15 protein-coding genes and 1 pseudogene are annotated in these 17,891 nt (G+C 74.6%); 8 read left to right on the forward strand and 8 right to left on the reverse strand.

What is annotated here, in order from left to right:
- A pseudogene (locus tag AC5L3Z_RS22745) lies at positions 1 to 259 on the forward strand (type I glutamate--ammonia ligase); the annotation flags it as partial.
- An 85-nt stretch (positions 260 to 344) separates the two neighbouring features.
- Here the strand turns inward: AC5L3Z_RS22745 and AC5L3Z_RS22750 are convergent.
- The 4 genes from AC5L3Z_RS22750 to mptB (AC5L3Z_RS22765) form a co-directional block, all read right to left on the reverse strand.
- A complete protein-coding gene (locus AC5L3Z_RS22750; RefSeq protein ID WP_494844883.1) occupies positions 345 to 797 on the reverse strand; it encodes an SRPBCC family protein in 453 nt (150 codons plus the stop codon).
- A 14-nt stretch (positions 798 to 811) separates the two neighbouring features.
- Complete coding sequence (locus AC5L3Z_RS22755) at positions 812 to 1,156, reverse strand: ArsR/SmtB family transcription factor (protein ID WP_494844884.1); 345 nt, start codon at positions 1,154 to 1,156, stop codon at positions 812 to 814.
- 92 nt (positions 1,157 to 1,248) lie between these two features.
- Positions 1,249 to 2,703: a polyprenol phosphomannose-dependent alpha 1,6 mannosyltransferase MptB gene (gene mptB, locus AC5L3Z_RS22760; protein WP_494844885.1), complete on the reverse strand. Its 1,455-nt coding sequence runs from the start codon at positions 2,701 to 2,703 to the stop codon at positions 1,249 to 1,251.
- Between the two features lie 14 nt (positions 2,704 to 2,717).
- Positions 2,718 to 4,118 carry a polyprenol phosphomannose-dependent alpha 1,6 mannosyltransferase MptB gene (mptB, locus tag AC5L3Z_RS22765; RefSeq protein WP_494844887.1) on the reverse strand — a complete coding sequence of 467 codons (1,401 nt, stop codon included), beginning with the start codon at positions 4,116 to 4,118 and terminating at the stop codon, positions 2,718 to 2,720.
- Between the two features lie 44 nt (positions 4,119 to 4,162).
- On the opposite strand from mptB (AC5L3Z_RS22765), the gene AC5L3Z_RS22770 reads away from it, so the two are divergent.
- Positions 4,163 to 5,749, forward strand: coding sequence for a hypothetical protein (locus AC5L3Z_RS22770; protein ID WP_494844888.1), 1,587 nt, complete (start codon positions 4,163 to 4,165; stop codon positions 5,747 to 5,749).
- Positions 5,750 to 6,490: 741 nt separating this feature from the next.
- Here AC5L3Z_RS22770 and AC5L3Z_RS22775 read toward each other — a convergent pair.
- On the reverse strand, positions 6,491 to 7,129 hold the full coding sequence (locus AC5L3Z_RS22775; RefSeq protein WP_494844889.1) for a helix-turn-helix domain-containing protein: 639 nt from the start codon (positions 7,127 to 7,129) through the stop codon (positions 6,491 to 6,493).
- A 92-nt stretch (positions 7,130 to 7,221) separates the two neighbouring features.
- Between AC5L3Z_RS22775 and AC5L3Z_RS22780 the strand changes: the two genes are divergently transcribed.
- Positions 7,222 to 8,811: an FAD-dependent oxidoreductase gene (locus AC5L3Z_RS22780; RefSeq protein ID WP_494844891.1), complete on the forward strand. Its 1,590-nt coding sequence runs from the start codon at positions 7,222 to 7,224 to the stop codon at positions 8,809 to 8,811.
- A 29-nt stretch (positions 8,812 to 8,840) separates the two neighbouring features.
- Here AC5L3Z_RS22780 and AC5L3Z_RS22785 read toward each other — a convergent pair whose 3' ends face one another.
- Together AC5L3Z_RS22785 and AC5L3Z_RS22790 are read right to left on the reverse strand one after the other, a co-directional pair.
- Entirely contained in the window at positions 8,841 to 11,933 is a 3,093-nt protein-coding gene (locus AC5L3Z_RS22785) for a bifunctional [glutamine synthetase] adenylyltransferase/[glutamine synthetase]-adenylyl-L-tyrosine phosphorylase (RefSeq protein ID WP_494844892.1), read from the reverse strand.
- 1 nt (position 11,934) lies between these two features.
- The gene (locus AC5L3Z_RS22790) at positions 11,935 to 12,702 is read right to left on the reverse strand and encodes a type 1 glutamine amidotransferase (RefSeq protein WP_494844893.1); all 768 of its coding nucleotides are present in this window, start codon (positions 12,700 to 12,702) and stop codon (positions 11,935 to 11,937) included.
- Between the two features lie 81 nt (positions 12,703 to 12,783).
- On the opposite strand from AC5L3Z_RS22790, the gene AC5L3Z_RS22795 reads away from it, so the two are divergent.
- Positions 12,784 to 13,713 carry a S66 peptidase family protein gene (locus AC5L3Z_RS22795; protein ID WP_494844895.1) on the forward strand — a complete coding sequence of 310 codons (930 nt, stop codon included), beginning with the start codon at positions 12,784 to 12,786 and terminating at the stop codon, positions 13,711 to 13,713.
- A gap of 23 nt (positions 13,714 to 13,736) precedes the next feature.
- Here AC5L3Z_RS22795 and AC5L3Z_RS22800 read toward each other — a convergent pair whose 3' ends face one another.
- Positions 13,737 to 14,165, reverse strand: a complete 429-nt coding sequence (locus AC5L3Z_RS22800) for a hypothetical protein (RefSeq protein WP_494844896.1) — start codon at positions 14,163 to 14,165, stop codon at positions 13,737 to 13,739.
- A gap of 56 nt (positions 14,166 to 14,221) precedes the next feature.
- Here AC5L3Z_RS22800 and AC5L3Z_RS22805 point away from each other — a divergent pair, with 56 nt between their 5' ends.
- The 4 genes from AC5L3Z_RS22805 (at position 14,222) to AC5L3Z_RS22820 (ending at position 17,876) form a co-directional block, all read left to right on the forward strand.
- Positions 14,222 to 14,752: a MarR family winged helix-turn-helix transcriptional regulator gene (locus AC5L3Z_RS22805; protein WP_494844898.1), complete on the forward strand. Its 531-nt coding sequence runs from the start codon at positions 14,222 to 14,224 to the stop codon at positions 14,750 to 14,752.
- 80 nt (positions 14,753 to 14,832) lie between these two features.
- Positions 14,833 to 15,291 (forward strand): hypothetical protein, encoded by a 459-nt coding sequence (locus tag AC5L3Z_RS22810; protein ID WP_494844899.1) that lies wholly within the window; start codon positions 14,833 to 14,835, stop codon positions 15,289 to 15,291.
- A 308-nt stretch (positions 15,292 to 15,599) separates the two neighbouring features.
- On the forward strand, positions 15,600 to 16,316 hold the full coding sequence (locus AC5L3Z_RS22815; protein WP_494844900.1) for an SDR family NAD(P)-dependent oxidoreductase: 717 nt from the start codon (positions 15,600 to 15,602) through the stop codon (positions 16,314 to 16,316).
- Between the two features lie 303 nt (positions 16,317 to 16,619).
- Positions 16,620 to 17,876: a hypothetical protein gene (locus AC5L3Z_RS22820; protein ID WP_494844902.1), complete on the forward strand. Its 1,257-nt coding sequence runs from the start codon at positions 16,620 to 16,622 to the stop codon at positions 17,874 to 17,876.
- The last annotated feature ends 15 nt before the right edge of the window (positions 17,877 to 17,891 follow it).

Here is a 17,891-nt window from a genome sequence, read left to right on the forward strand (position 1 = left end):
CAAGATCGAACCCCCGGCGCCGATCGACAAGGACCTCTACGACCTGCCCCCGGAGGAGTGGGGCGACGTCAAGCAGGTGCCGGGCTCGCTGCCCGCCGTGCTCGACGCCCTCGAGGCCGACCACGACTACCTGCTCGACGGTGGCGTCTTCACCCCGGACCTCATCTCGACCTGGGTGAGCTGGAAGCGGGCCAACGAGGTCGACCCGGTACGCCTGCGCCCGACCCCGCACGAGTTCGCGATGTACTTCGACTGCTGAGCGGTCGCAGCAGGCACGTTCCACCAGCACCGGCCGGGCCGGCTCCGCGATCGCGGGGCCGGCCCGGCCGCTTCGGTACGGACGGTCAGCGGGCCAGCAGGGCGTCCAGCTTCTCGAACGAGCTGCCCCAGCCCATCCGGGCGCCCGCCAGCATCGCCGGGTCGTGCGGCCCCTGCCGCAGCACCAGGCGAGTCCCGCCCGCCTCGTCGTGGAACTCGAGCCGGAGCAGCATGGTGATCTCGCCGGCGCCGAAGTCGACCCGCTGCTCGCCGACCAGCAACTCGTTCTCGACCACCTCGGTGAAGGTGGCGTCGACCGCCGAGTTCATCGCCGGATCGGCGTCGTTGACCATGGTGAAGCGCTGGTGGCCGCCGGCCCGGACCTCGACGCTGACGGTCTCCCGCAGCACCGACCAGCCGACCGGGCCGAACCAGGCGGCGAGCTGATCCGGGTCGGTGAAGGCCCGGTAGACCAGCTCCCGCGGGGCGTCGAAGACGCGGGTGATGACGAGATCCTGGCTTTCTGTCGTGTCGGTCATGGAGTAGCCCTCTCTCATTTCTCGTTCCGCTCCGACTCAATCCGCAACCGCTTCAGGTGGGCGTCGAGCCGGTCGAAGTTCGTGTCCCAGAACCGCCGGTACCGCTCCATCCAGGCCGTCGCCTCGCGCAGCGGCTCCGGGTTGAGGCTGCTGGAGCGCCACTGGGCGGCGCGGGTCCGGGAGATCAGGCCGGCCTGTTCGAGCACCTTCAGGTGCCGGGAGATCGCCGGCAAGCTGATCTCGAACGGCTCGGCGAGCTCCGTCACGGTCGCGTCGCCCTCGGCCAGCCGGGCGAGGATCGCCCGCCGGGTGGGGTCCGCCAGCGCCGCGAAGATCACGCTGAGCCGGTCCGTCGCCATGTACTTAACCACCTCGCTAATTAACGGGTGCGTTAAATGTAGGGTCGAGGGGCACGGCCGTCAAGCGGGTCGGCTGATCGGGCCGGGACCGGTCACCGCGGGGCGCGGGCCGCCAGCCGGGCCCGCAGCGCCACCCCGGCCAGCACCACCACCAGCAGGGTCATCGCGATCGCCCCGGGCGCCTTGCCGTACCGGGCCACGCTGGTCCCGTCCGGCAGGGACAGGAAGGAGGCCACCGCGGCGGGCAGCACGAACCAGGTCGTCCGGGACGCCGAGACGGCCAGCAGGAAGAGCGGCCCGGTGGCGTACCAGGGGTGGAAGACCGGGGCCAGGGCCACCGTGGCGACCAGCGCCACCCCCGCGGCGAAGAGGGTGACCCGTGGACGGGCCGCCGCGAGCCGGTGCACCCGCCGCCGGACGTCGTTGAGCCGGCGCAGCGCCGTCCAGGCCCGCCACCAGAGCGCCACCAGCAGGACCGCCAGCAGCACCAGCGCCACCGCGCGGACCACCGGCACCGCATCCGGCCGCCGGCCGAGCGACTCCCCCAGGTAGTCCACGACGAAGCCCACCGCCGTGGGCGGCGACGTCCACTGCTTCGAGTCACCGCTGCGCGCCAGCCCGCCGACCCAGCCGAGACCGAGCCCGGACAGCGCCGTGACGGCCGCCAGCGCGGCCAGCACAGCGCCGGCCAGCCAACCGCCGTCGCGCAGCAGCGCCCGCACCGTGTACCGGCCGTGGACCGCGGCGAGCGCCGCGAACGGCAGCACCACCACGGCGGTCGCCTTCACCGCCACCGCCAGGCCCAGCAGCACCCCCGCCACCACCAGCCCCTTCGGCCGGCCGGGCAGCCGGACCAGCACCAGCAGGCCGAGCAGCAGCAGCCCGAGCAGCACCGCGTCGTTGTGCGCGCCGGCGACCAGGTGCACCCCGACCAGGGGGCACGCCAACGCCAGCCAGGCCGCCCGGGCGGTGGGCACCCGCGCCGCGCCGGCCAGCCCCGGCAGGCAGAGCGCGGCCAGCAGCACCCCGGCCAGGGCGAGGAGGCGCAGCAGCAGGACCGTGCCGACCAGGCCGCCGCCGAGCGTCGCGGCCAGCGCGGCGAGGAGCACGAAGAACGGGCCGTACGGGGCCGGGGTGTCCCGCCAGATCGGCGCGACCGCGTCGACCCACGGGCAGCCGGCCGCCGCCACCCCCGTCCGGTACGGGTCACGGCCGGCCGCGTACGCCCACCCCTGGCAGGCGTACGAGTAGACGTCCCGGCTGCCCAGCGGCGGCGCGGCCAGCAGCGGCACCAGCCAGAGCCCGGCGGTCAGGTACGCCCACCGGGTCGACGGCGCGCCCCGCCGCAGTGACCACCACGCGCCGACCAGCAGCGCCGTGCCGACCAGCCAGCAGGCCAGCGCCGCCGGCTCCGTCGCGCCGGCCGGTGGGATGCGCGGCAGCGCCCCGCCGAGCCATCCGGCGACCGTCAGCAGCACCGCGCCGGCCAGACCGGCGTACCGGGCGGCACGGGCGCGGCCGGTCGACGCGGGGCCGGGCTCGGTCACCGGCGGGCCTCTCCTCAGTCGGTGGGGGCCGGCCGGCGGGCCGCCCGAGCCGACCGTACCAACCAGACCGCCACCCCGATCACCAACAGCGTCATCAGCGGCGCCCCGGGCATCTTGGTGTACCGGGCCAGCCCGGTGCCGTCGGCCAGCACCAGGAACGACGAGACCAGCGCGACCAGCGCGAACCAACCGGTACGCCGCGCGGTGGCGGCCAGCACGGTCAGCGGCCAGACCCAGTACCACGGGTGGAACAGCGGAGCCAGCGCCACCGTGGCGGCCAGCGCCAGCCCGGCGTGCCAGAGCGGGTCCCGGGTGCGGGCCCGCCACCAGAGCCACACCAGCAGCACCCCGAGCACCAGCACCCCGATCGCCCGGGTCACCGGCAGCGCGTCGACGTGCGCGCCGAAGAGCGCCGCCACGTACCCCACGGTCTGCCCGACCGCGGTGGGCGGCGAGGTCCAGGCGATCACCAGGCCGCCCTGCTCCAACCCGCCGATCCAGCCGAAGCCGAGGCCCGTCGCCAGGGTCGCCGCGACCGCCGCGGCGAGCGCGCCGGCCACCACCGGGCCGCCGTCGCGGACCAGGGTCCGGATCCGGTACGGCCCGGCCATCGCGGCCAGCGCGGCGAACGGCACCACCACCAACGCGGTGATCTTGACCGCGGCGGCGAGCCCGAGCAGCACTCCCCCGGCCAGCAGCCACCAGTGCCGACCGGGCCGGGACGCCACCACCGCCAGGCCGGCGACGAGCAGGCCGACCATCAGCGCGTCGTTGTGCGCACCGGAGACCAGGTGCACGCCGACCAGCGGGCAGGCCAACGCCAGCCAGAGCGCCCGCGGCACCTCGACCCCGCAGCGGCGGGCCAGCACCGGCAGGCACGCGGCGGTCAGCGCCACCCCGGCCACCGCCAGCAGCCGGAACAGCACGACGGCGGCGGTGAGCGAGCCGGTGGCCTTGACGATCGCGCCGGAGATCAGGATGAACAGCGGTCCGTACGGCGCGGGGGTGTCCCGCCAGATGTACGAGATGGTGTCCAGCCACGGGCAGGGCAGCGCGGAGACCCCCTGCTCGTACGGGCTGATCCCGGCCGCGTAGCTCGCGCCCTGGCAGGCGTACGCGTAGGCGTCGCGGCTGCCCAACGGGGGCGTGAACAGCAGCGGGAGCAGCCAGAGCCCGGCGGTGACCAGCGCCCAGCGGGCCGAGGGCACCCGGTCGCGCAGCGACCACCAGGCCCACGCCAGCAGGCTGGTGCCGACCAGCCAGCAGCCGATGATCAGCGGACCGTGCCGCCCCTGCCAGATGCTGACCGGGTTGGGGCGCAGGTCCCCGTCGGGCAGCGCGCCACCGAGGTACGCGGCGACGGCGAGCAGCGCCGAGCCGGCCAGTCCGATCCAGCGAGTGAGGTGGTGAGGCACGCCGGACATGCTGCCAGTACCGTGGTCGCGGATCGGAGGTGGGCATGCGGGGCAGCAGGGTGGTGGGGCTTTCCGCCGTCTGCGCCGCCGTGCTGGGCGGGGTGTACCTGGCCCTGCCGAAGATGGGCTCCGACCTATCCGCCCAGGTGGCCCGGGCCGACTTCTTCGCCGCGCACGGTCCCGCCTTGGTCGACCTGCGCTGGTACGCCGGCATCCACCCGCTCGGCTACAGCCTGGTCTCCCCGCCGGTGATGGCGACCCTCGGCGTTCCGGTCACCGGCGCGCTGGCGCTGGTCGGGGCGGCCGCCGCGTTCGCCGCCCTGCTGGTCCGCACCGGGGTGCCCCGCCCGCTGCTCGGCAGCCTGGTCGGGGTCCTCACGATCGCCGGCAACCTGGCCTCCGGCCGCGTCACGTACGCCCTCGGGGTGGCGTTCGGCCTGGCCGCGCTGCTCGCGTTGACCGTCCCCGCGCACGGCCCGCCCCGCCGCCTCCGCCCGGTGCTGGTGGTGGCGGGCGCGCTGCTGGCCTCGGCGACCAGCCCGGTCGCCGGGCTCTTCGTCGGCCTGGCCGGGGCGGCGCTGCTGCTGACCCGCCGCTACCGCGACGGCCTGCTGCTCGGGGTGGCCGCGGCGGTGCCGCTGGCGGTGACCGGGCTGCTCTTCGGCGAGGGCGGCTGGATGAACATCAGCCGGGCCGACACGCTCCGGGCGGTGCTGACCAGCCTGCTGGTGGCCGCGCTGGTCGGGTACCGGCCAGTGCGGTTGGGGGCGCTGCTCTCGGCGGCCGGGGTGCTGGGGGCGGCGCTGGTGCACACCCCGGTCGGGTTGAACGCGACCCGACTGGCCGTGATGTTCGCCCTGCCCGTGCTGGCCGCCGGGGCCCGGCTGCCGGCGTGGGCGGTGGACCGGCTCCCCCGCCTTTCCCGCGCACGGCGCGTCCCACCCGCGTCCGTGGCGCTCGCGGCGCTGCTGGCGGCGGTCTGCTGGTGGCAACCACCGGTGGTCGCCGCCGACGTCCGCAGCATCGACGACCCGACCAGTACGCGGGCGTACTTCGAGCCGCTCCGCACGGAACTGGCCCGACGGGGGCTCACCGGGCGGGTGGAGGTGCCGCCGACCCGGAACTACTGGGAGGCCGCGCAGCTCGGCGACGTGCCGCTGGCCCGGGGCTGGCTGCGGCAGGCCGACATCGCCCGCAATCCCCTCTTCTTCACCCGGGTGCCCGGGGCCGCCGGCACGGGCGTGCCCCTGACCGCCGACAGCTACCGGGCCTGGCTGCACGACAACGCCGTGCAGTACGTGGCGGTCCCGGACGCCCCGCTCTCCTGGGTCGGCCGGGCCGAGGCGGAGCTGGTCTCCGCCGGCCTGCCGTACCTGAGCCCGGTCTGGTCCGCCCCCCGCTGGCGGCTCTACGCCGTGGCCGACCCGACGCCGCTGGTGGGCACCCCGGCTGAGCTGTTACGACAGGACGCCGCTTCGCTGACCTTCCGGACGTCCACCGCCGGCACCGTCCCGGTCCGCATCCGGCACACCCGCTGGCTGTCCGCGACGGGCGGCGCGACGGTCCGCGCCGACGGGGAATGGACGGCGGTCACCGTGCCGGCCGCGGGCACCTACACCCTCGCCGGCTGACCAACCCGGCGCCTCCCGGGCCGGCCCTTACGCGGGCCGGTGACTTCTCAGACCGGCAACTGAGCGGCCAGTGCCTTTCAGACCGGCAACTGCGCGGGCCGGCAACTGCGCGGACCCGACGATCGAGCAGGCCAGCAGCCATCCGAGCCAGCAGGCGGTCGACCAAGGCGCGACTGAGCCGGGCAGGCGGTTGAGCGGGGCGGGCGCTGAGCGGGGCCGGCGCTGAGCGGGGCCGGCGCTGAGCGGGGCCGGCGCTGAGCGGGGCCGGCTGCATCTTGCCCGCCCTTTAGAGCTGATGACGAAAACGAGTCACCACCGCTGCTACCGCTGACCCGTCCGGCAGCGAGCCATGGCGGGAACGAAGGCGTGATTCGTTTTCGTCATCAGCTCTAAAGGACCCCAACAGCAGGTGCGCTGCCCGCCGGCATCCCCGGCTCCGCCGAACGCGCCGATCCCGAACCCGGGTCGTTCCCGGCCAGCAGGGTCAGACCGGGCGAGGTCGCGGCCGACCGAGGCGGAACGAACGCCGACGTGCAGTCCTGGTCACGGCCAGCCCGACCAGGCCGGGCCGCGGGCACAGCCCGAGCAGCGCGAAGCAGGCACGGCCCGAGCGGCACGAAGCGGGCGTAGACGTGCAGCCCCTGCTCGCGACCGGCTCGACCAGGCCGGGACCGCGATCGCGGCGACCGGTGCGGAGCGGGCGTGAGGGCCCCTGGTCCCAGTGGTGCCCGAACGGCCGGGTCAGGCCGGGTCCGGGTCGCGGCGGGCCGGGGAGGGGCGGGCGCGGACGTGCAGACGCTCGCCCTGCGGGCCGAAGAGGCTGAGGATCTCCAGCGGGGTGTCGAACGGGTTGCCGAACCAGTGTGGCGTCCGGGTGTCGAACTCGGCTACCTCGCCCGCCTCCAGGGTCAGGTCGTGCCCGCCGAGCAGCAGCCGGACCCGTCCGGAGAGCACGTAGAGCCACTCGTACCCCTCGTGCACCTGTGGTGTGGGCTCCCCCGCCCGCGCCCCCGGGGGGTAGATCATCTTGTACGCCTGCACCCCGCCCGGGCGGCGGGTCAGCGGCAGGATGGTGACGCCGCCCCGGACCATCGGCCGGGGGTGGACCCGGGGGTCCCCGGTGGCCGGGGCGCCGACCAGGTCGTCGAGCGGCACGCGGTGGAACCGGGCCAGGGGAAGCAGCAGCTCCAGGGTCGGTCGGCGCCCGCCGGACTCCAGCCGGGACAACGTGCTGACCGAGATCCCGGTGGCCTGCGAGAGCTGGGCGAGCGTCACCGAACGCTGCTGGCGCAGCACCCGCAGCCGGGGCCCCACCGTCGTCAGCACCTCGTCCGGGGCCGCCCCGGCGCCGTCCTGTTCCCGCCCACCGTCATTTGCCATGTTGGCAATGATATTTGTCGGCTCGGCAGGGGGCGTGGACGATCCGTGGCGTCGGGGCGGGAGCGGTCCGCCCGTCGGAGAAGGTGGGAACGATGACGAATCATTCCGTTCACGACGTCGTGGTCGTCGGTGGTGGCGCGGCGGGGCTCAGCGGGGCCCTGGCCCTGGGGCGGTTCCGCCGGTCGGTCCTGGTGATCGACGGCGGTGCGCCGCGCAACGCCCCCGCGGAGCACGTGCACAACTACCTGACCAGCGAGGGCCTCCCGCCCGCCGAGCTGTACGCCGGCGCCCGGGCCGAGGTCGCCGGGTACGGCGTGCCGATCATCGACGGCACGGTCACCACCGCCCGGCCGGTCGACGGCCCGGACGGCGCCCGGTTCGCCGTCGAGCTGGCCGACGGCAGCACCAGGCTGGCGCGCCGGCTGCTGGTCACCACCGGGCTGGTCGACGAGCTGCCCGACATCGCGGGCGTGGCCGAGCGGTGGGGCCGGGACGTGCTGCACTGCCCGTACTGCCACGGCTGGGAGGTGCGGGACCAGGCCGTGGGTGTGCTCGCCACCGGTCCGATGGCCACGCACCAGGCACTGCTGTTCCGGCAGCTGACCGACGACGTGGTGCTCTTCGCGCACACCGGACCGGCCCTCTCCGACGAGCAGGCGGAGCAGCTGGCCGCCCGGGGCGTCCGGGTGGTCACGGGCGAGGTGGCGGCACTGGAGGTGCACGAAGACCGGCTGACCGGGGTACGGCTGCGCTCGGGCGAGCTGGTCGCCCGGCAGGCCCTGGTGGTGGCGCCCCGGTTCGTCGCGCGGGCCGGGCTGCTCGCCGGGCTGGGCCTGCCGGCCAGCGACTTCGTCGTCGCCGGGCACGTGCTCGGCACGTACGTGGCCGCCGACGCCGGTGGCGCCACCGACGTGCCGGGGGTGTGGGTGGCCGGCAACGTCGCCGACCCACAGGCGACCGTGATCGCCGCCGCCGCGGCGGGCCTGAAGGCCGCCGCCGGGCTCAACGCCGACCTGATCGCCGAGGAGACCGCGCGGGCCGTCGCCGCCCGACGCGCGACGGTGGACGACGCCACCGCGCGCTTCTGGGACGACCTCTACGAGGGGCGCGAGCAGGTGTGGAGCGGGCGACCGAACCCGCACCTGGTCGACGTGGTCGGCGCGCTGCCGGCCGGCACCGCACTGGACCTCGGCTGCGGGGAGGGCGGCGACGCGGTCTGGCTGGCCGACCAGGGCTGGCGGGTCACCGCGGTCGACGTGTCCGCGACGGCCCTCGGCCGGGCGGCGGCCCGGGCGGCCAGCGCCGGGCTGTCGGACCGGATCGGCTTCCGCCGGCACGACCTCACCCGCGGCTTCCCCGAGGGCAGCTACGACCTGGTCTCCGCCCAGTTCCTCCAGACTCCGCTGGAGTTCCCCCGGGAGCAGGTGCTGCGGGCGGCGGCCGGGGCGGTGGCGCCCGGCGGCCGGCTGCTGATCGTCGAGCACGGCGAGGTGCCGCCGTGGAGCCGCCTGGCCCACCCGCACCTGCGCTTCCCGACCCCGCAGGAGACCCTGGCCGCGCTCGACCTGGACCCGGACGAGTGGCACACCGAGCGGCTGGACGCGCCGCGCCGGCAGGTCACCGGCCCGGACGGCGAGCCCGCCACCCTCGCCGACCACCTGGTGCTGCTACGCCGCCGGTGACGCCGGCCGGGGCGTGACCGCCGGGCCGGTCAGGTGTCGCCGTCGAGGACCCGCTGCATCGCCGCGCGGGAGCGGCGGGCGGTGCGCAGGTACTCGTCGAGGAACTCGCCGGGGTCGTCGCGGCCGAGCAGCCGGACCACCCCGGCCAGCTCGACCCCGTGCCGGGGCAGCTGGTCGCCGGCCCGGCCACGGACCAGCATCAGCGCGTTGCGGACCTGCGCGGCGAGGGTCCACCCGGCGGCCATCTCGGCGGCGTCCGCCGGGTCGACCAGGCCGGCGTCCCGGGCCGCCGCGAGCGCGTCGAGGGTACGCGTGCCGCGCAGCGCCGGGTGGGTTCCGGCGTGCCGGAGCTGGAGCAGTTGCACGGCCCACTCGACGTCGGCGAGGCCACCCCGGCCCAGTTTGGTGTGGGTGGCCGGGTCGGCGCCGCGGGGCAGCCGCTCGTGCTCCACCCGGGCCTTGATCCGGCGGATCTCCACGATCTGCTCCCGGGTCAACCCGTCGGCCGGGTAGCGGACCGGGTCGGCCATCGCCTCGAACTCGGCGCCCAGGTCGGCGTCGCCGCAGACGAACCGGGCACGGAGCAGGGCCTGCGCCTCCCACACCTTCGACCAGCGGGCGTAGTACTGGGCGTAGGCGGCGAGGCTGCGTACCAGTGGGCCCTGCCGGCCCTCCGGTCGCAGGTCGGCGTCGACGCCGAGCGCCGGGTCGGGCGCGGGTGCGCCGAGCAGCCGGCGCAGCTCCTCGGCGATCGCGTGCGCGGCGGCGCTGGCCGCGCTCTCCGCCGCACCGGGCGGCGGGTCGTAGACGAAGAGCACGTCGGCGTCGGAGAGGTAGTTCGACTCGTACCCGCCGAGCCGGCCCATGCCGATCACCGCGAACCGCAGCCCGGGCAGCGCCGGCTGGCTGGCCCGGGCGGCGCGCAGCGCGGCGGCCAGGGTGGCGTCGGTGACGTCGGCCAGCGCGGCGCCGACCACCGCCACGTCGGCCAGCGGGGACGCCGGGGAGCCGCGCTCCGGCCGGGGGGCCAGCCCGCCGGCCCGGCTGAGCACGTCGGCGCAGGCGATGCGGACCAGCTCGCGGCGGCGCAGCGCGCGGACCGCCCGGGTCGCCTCGACCGGGTCGGCGTGCCGGGCCGCCGCGGCGGCGAACCCGTCGCAGAGCACCTCCCGGGGGCGGGGCACCAGCTCGCTCTCCTCGGCCAGCAGGCGCAGTGCCTCCGGCTCACGGGCCAGCAGGTCGGCGGCGTACCGGGACGACGAGAGCACCCGGGCCAGCCGGCGGGCCACCGGCCCGGAGTCGCGCAGCAGCCGCAGGTACCAGGGGGTGCTGCCGAGCTTGTCGGAGACCTGCCGGTAGTTGAGCAGCCCCCGGTCCGGTTCGGGCGCGTCGGCGAACTCGCTGAGCAGCACCGGCAGCAGGGTGCGTTGGATGGCGGCGGTCCGGCTCACCCCGCCGGTGAGCGCCTGGAGGTGCCGCAGCGCCCCGGCCGGGTCGGCGAAGCCGAGGATCTCCAACCGGTGCCGGGCCGCCTCCGGGGTGAGCCGCAGCCCGTCGGCGGGTACCCGGGCCACCGCCTCCAGCAGCGGCCGGTAGAGCAGCTTGGCGTGCAGCCGGCGTACCTCGCTGGCGTGGGCGACCCACTCGGCGCGGAAGGCCTCCACGGCGCTGCGGCCCGGGGTGGCGGTGTAGTCGAGCGCGGCGGCGAGCCAGCGCAGCGCGGCCGGCTCGGTCGGCACGGTGTGGGTACGGCGCAGGCCCTGGAGCTGGAGCCGGTGCTCGACGGCGCGCAGGAAGCGGTACCCGCGTAGCAGCGCCTCGCCGTCGGCCCGGCCCACGTAGCCGCCGGTGACCAGTGCGCGCAGCGCCGGGATGGTGCCGGGCACCCGCAGCGACTCGTCGCCGCGGCCGTGCACCAGTTGCAGCAGCTGCACGGCGAACTCGATGTCGCGCAGCCCGCCCGGGCCGCGCTTGATCTCGCGGTCGAGTTCCTTGGGCGGAATGTTGTCGATGATCCTGCGCCGCATGGCCCGGACGTCGGAGACCGCCTCGGGCCGCTCCGCGGCGCTCCAGACCAGCGGGGCGAGCGCGTCGATCCACTCCCGGGCCAGCGCCAGGTCCCCGGCGGCCGGCCGGGCCTTGAGCAGCGCCTGGAACTCCCACGTCCGCGCCCACCGCTGGTAGTAGGCCAGGTGGCTGGTGAGGGTGCGCACCAGCGGTCCCCGGTTGCCCTCGGGCCGCAGCGCCGCGTCGACCGGCCAGGCGACCAGCCCGCAGACGTGGATCAGCCGGGTGGCGACCGTGGTGGCCACGCTCAGGTCCTCGTCGTCGGCGGCGACGAAGATGACGTCGACGTCGGAGACGTAGTTCAGCTCGTCGCCGCCGCACTTGCCCATCGCCACCACGGCGAGCCGCGGCGGGGGCGTGCCCTCGGGCAGTTCGTCCACCGCGATCCGGTACGCCGCCGCCAGGGTGGCGTCGGCCAGCGCGGAGAGCGCGGCCATGGTCTGCTCCAGGCCACGCCCGCCGGTCAGGTCGGCGGCCGCGATCCGCAGCAGCGCCAACCGGTACGCCTGCCGCAGCACCGGGACCGGCTGGGTGGAGGCGGTCAGCCGCGCGGCGGCGTCCAGCTCCAGCCGGCCGTCGGCGGTGGGGGCGAGCCCGTCCGGGGCGGTGGACAGCACCGTCCACTGGTCCGGGTTGGCGACCAGGTGGTCGCCGAGCGCGGAGGAGGCGCCGAGGACGGCGACCAGGCGGCGACACAGGCCCGGGTCGGCGTGCAGCGCGTCGAGCAGCGCGGACGTACCCGTGCCGGTGGCCGCCGGCCCGGCGTCCCGGCCCGCCGAGGCGGCGGGGGCGCCCTGGACGGGCTGCCGGGGGGCCGCGGCCCGGCGTTCGGCCTCGGCCAGCCGGTGCAGCTGGCGCAGGGCGAGGTCGGGGTCGGCGGCGCGGGAGAGCGCGGCGAGCAGCGCGGCGGCGCGCTCGTCGACGGGTTCCTGCTCGTCGGTACGCCACAGGCCGAGGCCGTCCGGCCCGAGCAGGTCGGCGGCGCGCTGCCCGCCGTCGCCCTGCGCGGCGCCGAAGCCGTACCGGGCGAGCCGGCCCCTGGTCGGTCTGGTCATCTCACTGCCCGAGCAGCGGCAGGCTACGGCGGGTGGGGTCGTCGCCCAGCTCGCCGAGGGCGAGGGCGGCGAACCGCACCGCGAACGGCTGCCAGACCTCCTCGACGTCGGCCATCACCCGGTCGCAGGCGGCGACCACCAGCTCCTCGTCGTAGCCCAGCTCGGCCAGCAAGTCGGAGTCGCGGGCCCAGTCGGCGATCATCGCGGTGTCGCACTCGATGTGGAACTGCAGCCCCCAGGCCCGGTCGCCGAGGCGGAACGCCTGGTGCGGGTAGCGGGTGGAGGCGGCCAGCAGGGTGGCGCCCCGGGGCAGCTCGGTGATCTCGTCGGAGTGCCACTGGAGCACGTCCGGGATCAGCGGCACGTACCGGAAGAGCGGGTCGTTGTCGGCGGCGTCCCGCTTGCCGACCACCCCGGGGCCGACCTCCGGGCCGGACGGGCTCCGCTCGACCAGGCCGGCGTGGGCGGTGGCGAGCAGTTGCCCGCCGAGGCAGACGCCGAGGGTGGGCACCCGGTACCGGACCGCCTTGCGCAGCAGCCCCTCCAGCGCCGGGAACCAGGGCGCCCCGGGGGTGCCGTCGGGCTGCGGGTACGCCTGCTGCTCGCCGCCGAGCACCACCAGCGCCACGTACCCCTCCAGGTCGGCGGGGAGTTCCTCGCCCGCGTGCGGGCGGAGCACGTGCAGCTCCAGGCCCCCCTCGGTCAGCCACTCCCCCAGCCGGCGGAGGTCGTCGGTCGGGTCGTTCTCGATCACCAGCGCGGTCGCCACGGTGTCGAGGCTATCGGGTACGCCCGGGCCGGTCCGGAACGGCTCGGCCGGGCGCCGCGCCGCCCGATAGGCTGGCCCGCTGTGATCGTCGACGACTGCCTGCGCCCGCCGGTCCTGCGCCCCGGTGACACCGTGATGCTGGTGTCACCGTCCGGGCCGACCCGACCGGAGCGGGTGGCTCGCGGCGTCGAGCTGCTCACCGGCTGGGGGCTGCGGCCGGTGCTGGCCCCGAACGCGTACGCCCGGCACGGCTATCTGGCCGGCGGCGACGAGCTGCGCGCCGCCGACCTGAACGCGGCGTTCGCCGACCCGGAGGTCCGCGGCGTGATCTGCACCCGCGGCGGGTACGGCGCGCAGCGGGTGGTCGACCTGATCGACATGGCGGCGGTCCGCCGTGACCCGAAGGTGGTGGCCGGTTTCTCCGACATCACCGCGTTGCAGTTCGCGCTCTGGCGGGGCGCCCGCCTGGCCGGTGTGCACGGTCCCGGGGCGGCCTGGACGGACGACCGCACCCCGCTGAGCTCGGCGGAGTCGCTGCACGCGGCGCTGATGACCACGGAACCGGTCACCGTCGCCGCCACCGCCGCGGAGGAGACCTTCGGCGTACGGGTGTCCGGGCGGGCGGAGGGTCCGCTGCTGGGCGGCAACCTCTGTCTGATCACCGCCTCGATCGGCACCCCCGACATGCCGGACCTGACCGGGGCGGTGCTGCTGGTGGAGGAGGTGCAGGAGCCGCCGTACAAGGTGGACCGGATGCTCACCCACCTGCGCCGGGCGGGCCTCCTGGACGGGTTGGCCGGGGTGGCGGTGGGCCAGTTCACCGAGTGCGCCGACGGCTGGGACACCACGGTGGTGGACGTGCTCGGCGAGCGCCTCGGCGACCTGGGCGTGCCGGTCCTGGGCGGCCTGCCGATCGGCCACGGTGTCGGCCAGCTGACCGTCCCGGTCGGCACCCGGGCCGCCCTGGACGCCGACGCCGGCACGCTGACGGTCTCCCCCGCCGTCCGCTGACCCGCCGTCCCCACCAGCACCACCTAGTTGTCCGGGTGCCGTTGAGCCGTACCCGACGCCGCATGTCGTGCGACTGCTGAGGCAGTTGCCGCGAGGAGCCAGATCACCGGCCCGGACAGACCGCCCACGAGGTCCACGTGCCCCGGGATGACGAGTACCACCACGAATGCGAGGTCGACCACGCCGAGGGTCAGCAGGTTGAGCCAGTGCCCGGATCGGCTGTTCACCCGGTTCATCGTGAGCGCCACGGCTATGGCTTGAGCGCCGAGGACGATCGCACACACGAAGAACATCCGGCTCTCCGCCGCCAGCTCGGCCTGGGACGGGTCGGCGGACGGGTCCTCCATCAGCATCACCGCGCCGAGGCCCAGATGCAGGACGCCCCATAGCAGGTAGAGCGCCGTAGCCAGGCGCGCCGCGCGGCTCGCGAGTGGACCGTCGGACGTCAGCATGTCACAGACTCAAGATTGTACACGGCGTGTAATATACACACCGTGGAGCAACTAACGTGAGCACGGCACCCGGCCACACTCCAGCTGAGATCACCGTCGCGTTGACCGCGCTGCGGGAGCTGCACTCGGCCACCGAGGTGCTGCTCGACGCCGTCGCCGCCCGGTACGGGATCAATCGCAACGACCTGCACTGCCTTGAGATCCTGCAGCGCGAAGGGGAGATGAACGCGCGCCGGCTCGCCGAGTTGAGCCAACTCAGTCCAGCGGCCATCACCAAAATCACGGATCGACTGGTGGCCGCCGGTTACGCGACCCGGCAGCCGAGCCCTGACGACCGGCGCGCACAGCTCATCCGGATCTCTGCTCAGCACGGTGAGTTACGGACCGGGGTCTGGCGGCCGGTAGTAGAGGCCGCGAGTGCACTGCTCGGAACGTTGCCGAGCACGGACGTGCGTCGGATGACCACCGTCCTGCGCGAACTGTCGCAGGTGAACCGCGAGCACGCTCGACAGCTACGAATGGCGGAAGGCTCATCGCAGGGTGCCGGGCGCGAGCCTGAGGGCGGCGCGGAACTTTCAGCCGGGTGACAGGGTCGCGACGGCTTCCCCCAGGTTCGGCCGTCACTGTCGGTGGGGCCAAGCACCACCCACCACGACCTGGAGGACCGATGTCCCGCACGATGTCGAAGAAGCACCTGCTGGCCGGCCTCGCCGCCGCCGGCGTTCTCGGTGTCGGGATCGCCGCCCCGGCGTTCGCCGAGGAGGGCGAAAGCCCGTCCCCGACCGCCAGCAGCAGCACCGACCAGGGCGCCGACCGGCGGCAGCAGCGGGCCGACCGGCAGGCCGCGTTCGCCGAGGCGCTCGCCAAGGAACTGGGCGTCTCCACCGACAAGGTGACCGCCGCGCTGGAGAAGGCCCGCGAGCAGCGGAAGGCCGACCGGCCGGAGCGCCCGTCCGCCGAGGACCGACAGGCGGCGTTCAAGGAGCGGCTGGAGCGGCCCGTGCAGGACGGCAGGCTCACCCGGGAGCAGGCGGACGCGATCACCAAGGCCGCCGAGGCCGGCGTCTTCCCGCGCCCCGACGGCCGCGGCCACCGCCACGGGGCCGAGGGTACGACCGACCGGTGACCCGGTGGCCCGGCCGACCCCTCCGCCCGGCCATTCGTCGCCTCACGGCTGGTCACCGGCGGGGCCACCCGTGTGCCACTGCACGCCCCGTCGCTCCGAGCGGCGGGGTCGTCGCGCGTCCCGAGCCGCGCGTCGCGTCAAGGCGGGTTTCGGCGTGACGGGAGCACCGTGTCGATCAGATCAGTAACCGGGCCCACTCTTGGTCACCGCAGTCCTCGCGAGATGCACTCTTCTGCCGATGAGCGGATGTCCGATCTTGGCAGGATCCTGTTGACCTCAACCAGAGTTCAGGTGCTTCACTGTCGGCCATGGATCTTGATGGTTTGCGCGTCGCCATCACCGGCGCGGCACGTGGCACGGGTCGACTTCTGGCCGAGGTGTTCGCCGAACGCGGCGCACAGATCTTTCTCTCGGCCCGCGACGTGGTGGCGGCCCGACGGGTTGCGGATGCGATCAGCCAGCGGGGGGCAGGTCGGGCTGATGCGTTTCATTGCGACCTCGCCGCACCGGATTCGGTGCGTGGGTTCGCCGCGGCCGTGGCCGACCGGACGAGCTACCTCGATGTGCTGATCAACAATGGTGCCGCATACATCGAAGGTGACGACCTGGCAGACGTCTCGGACGACACTATCGAGAGCGTGATGGCTGCGGGCGGCACCGGCACCGTGCTGCTGACCAAGCATCTGCTGCCGCTGCTGCGTGCATCGTCGCGGCCCGACGTCGTCAACATGATCTCCACATGCGGCGAGGTGGGGCACCGCCGCTCGGGCGCGCATCCCGCGTTCTACGCGGCCAAGCATGCCCACGCCGGGCTCGCTGAGATCCTGTCGCACCGGCTCCGGCCAGAAGGAATCCGGGTGATTTCCCTTTTTCCACCGGACTTCGTTCAAGATGGGCCGCGGCGGGCAGAGAGCGACCTCACTGCCCAGTCGGTCATCGACTGCGTGGTCTTCGCGGTTGGTCAACCACGAGACTGCTTCATCCGCGAGTTCCACTTCGAGCAAGTACGAACTCCACACTCCTGAGCGCCCGCCGCACCAAGCAGCCTGGCCAAACCGAGGATCCCCGGCGCAGGTCCCAGCGCTGAGACCGACGGCGTCGGAACGAAGAGCAGGTGCGCGGATCTGCCGCGATCCGCTGCTAGCCGACGAGCGGATGGTGTACGTCGGGCGCCGGTTTCAGGTGCCCATTGACGCGGTGCGTGCGCAGCCGTGCCGGGTCCCTGCCGCCGCCTCTGTGGCCTGGCGACCGACGTCGGGAAGTCTGTCGCGGACGCGCGGTGTCGTGGGTACGGTGGCCCACGATTCGCACTCCGGGCCACGAGGAGCGTGCTGGCCACGATGACCGAACCGGCAACGGCTAACTGGTACTACGCCAGGCCAACAACCTTCACCGGCTCGCTCCAGCACGGCCTCGGCCGCGGCGCGTACCGCGCGCGTCACGACCCGGCAGCGCCACAGGCCGTACTCGCGTGCGTCAAGCGGGACTACCGCTGGGACTGGCTGGTCGACGAGCGCGCCGTGTACCTGGCCCGGCTGATCCGCGATCTTGCGCTGCCGGTGCCGCCACTGCTCACCCTGCTGGACGAACACGCGGTCGATGACGACGACAACACGTTCGACAACACCCTCGGGGTACTCGAGGCGTTGGGCCGCGCGGGCGCCCGGCACGCGATCGACGGGCTGCGGTGGTACGTGCACAACGGCCCGCGCTGGGTCGACGTGCTCCACACGATCGCCCGGGACTGGCCCCGCGAGCTGTGGGATGATCTGTTGCCGGTCGCGCGGACCCGGCTCGCACAGGGTGATCGCGCGGACGAGGTGCTCTGGCGCAGCCGGCCGTGGCTGGACTGGGCCGCCGTGGACGACCATATCGGCACCAGGGTCGCGGCGTTCCAGCCGCCATCGGCACTGGCACGACCACTTGAGCGGCAGTCGACCGAGGTTCTCCTGACGATGCTTCGCACCGGCGGGACCGACCGGCGGAAAGCCGCGTTGCGCGAGCTGAATCGCCGCGGGCCGCAGACGGCTCTACTGCCGATCATGGACGAGTTGCCCGTGACAGAGCTTCACGCCCAACTGGGCCGCGCCATCCGACTGCTCGGGTCCCGGGCGCTCCCGCTGGCCCGCGCCTGGGCCGCACCCCCGATTCATCCGATGTACTGGACCGCCTGCCTGGTGCTGGCCAGGCACGGCGACGACTCCGACGTTCCGACGCTGCTCGCCGGTTGGGACTGGCTGGACCGCAGGACCGAAGACCGCTGTGGATACGACGACCTCGCCGAGGGCGTCGCCCGTATGGGCGGACCGGCCGCACAGGCCGCGGTACCCCGGCTCCACCGCGCCTGGTTCAGCCCGCACACCTTCGAGCGGGCCGCGTACCTACGCGCCGTTGCAGCGATCGACCCGGGTAACACGGATCCGCTCCTCGCCGAGGGCTTGTGGGACTGCGAGAGCGATGTACGACAGTTCGCGGCCGAACACACGCCTCTCGACGACATGACCCGCAAACAGCTGAGCTATCTCCGCGACGACCCGTTGGAGACTCCCGAGGTACGCGCCACCGCCGCTGCTCGGCTCAGCTGAGCGAACACAGCGCGC

The organism is Micromonospora sp. LZ37 (assembly GCF_059359015.1).

What these genes read in the sequence shown, in the direction of transcription:
- AC5L3Z_RS22750 (WP_494844883.1), bottom strand. Translation starts at nt 797, where the DNA reads ATGACCGACACGACAGAAAGCCAGGATCTCGTCATCACCCGCGTCTTC.
- AC5L3Z_RS22755 (WP_494844884.1), bottom strand. Translation starts at nt 1,156, where the DNA reads ATGGCGACGGACCGGCTCAGCGTGATCTTCGCGGCGCTGGCGGACCCC.
- AC5L3Z_RS22770 (WP_494844888.1), top strand. Translation starts at nt 4,163, where the DNA reads ATGCGGGGCAGCAGGGTGGTGGGGCTTTCCGCCGTCTGCGCCGCCGTG.
- AC5L3Z_RS22775 (WP_494844889.1), bottom strand. Translation starts at nt 7,129, where the DNA reads ATGGCAAATGACGGTGGGCGGGAACAGGACGGCGCCGGGGCGGCCCCG.
- AC5L3Z_RS22780 (WP_494844891.1), top strand. Translation starts at nt 7,222, where the DNA reads ATGACGAATCATTCCGTTCACGACGTCGTGGTCGTCGGTGGTGGCGCG.
- AC5L3Z_RS22785 (WP_494844892.1), bottom strand. Translation starts at nt 11,933, where the DNA reads ATGACCAGACCGACCAGGGGCCGGCTCGCCCGGTACGGCTTCGGCGCC.
- AC5L3Z_RS22800 (WP_494844896.1), bottom strand. Translation starts at nt 14,165, where the DNA reads ATGCTGACGTCCGACGGTCCACTCGCGAGCCGCGCGGCGCGCCTGGCT.
- AC5L3Z_RS22810 (WP_494844899.1), top strand. Translation starts at nt 14,833, where the DNA reads ATGTCCCGCACGATGTCGAAGAAGCACCTGCTGGCCGGCCTCGCCGCC.
- AC5L3Z_RS22815 (WP_494844900.1), top strand. Translation starts at nt 15,600, where the DNA reads ATGGATCTTGATGGTTTGCGCGTCGCCATCACCGGCGCGGCACGTGGC.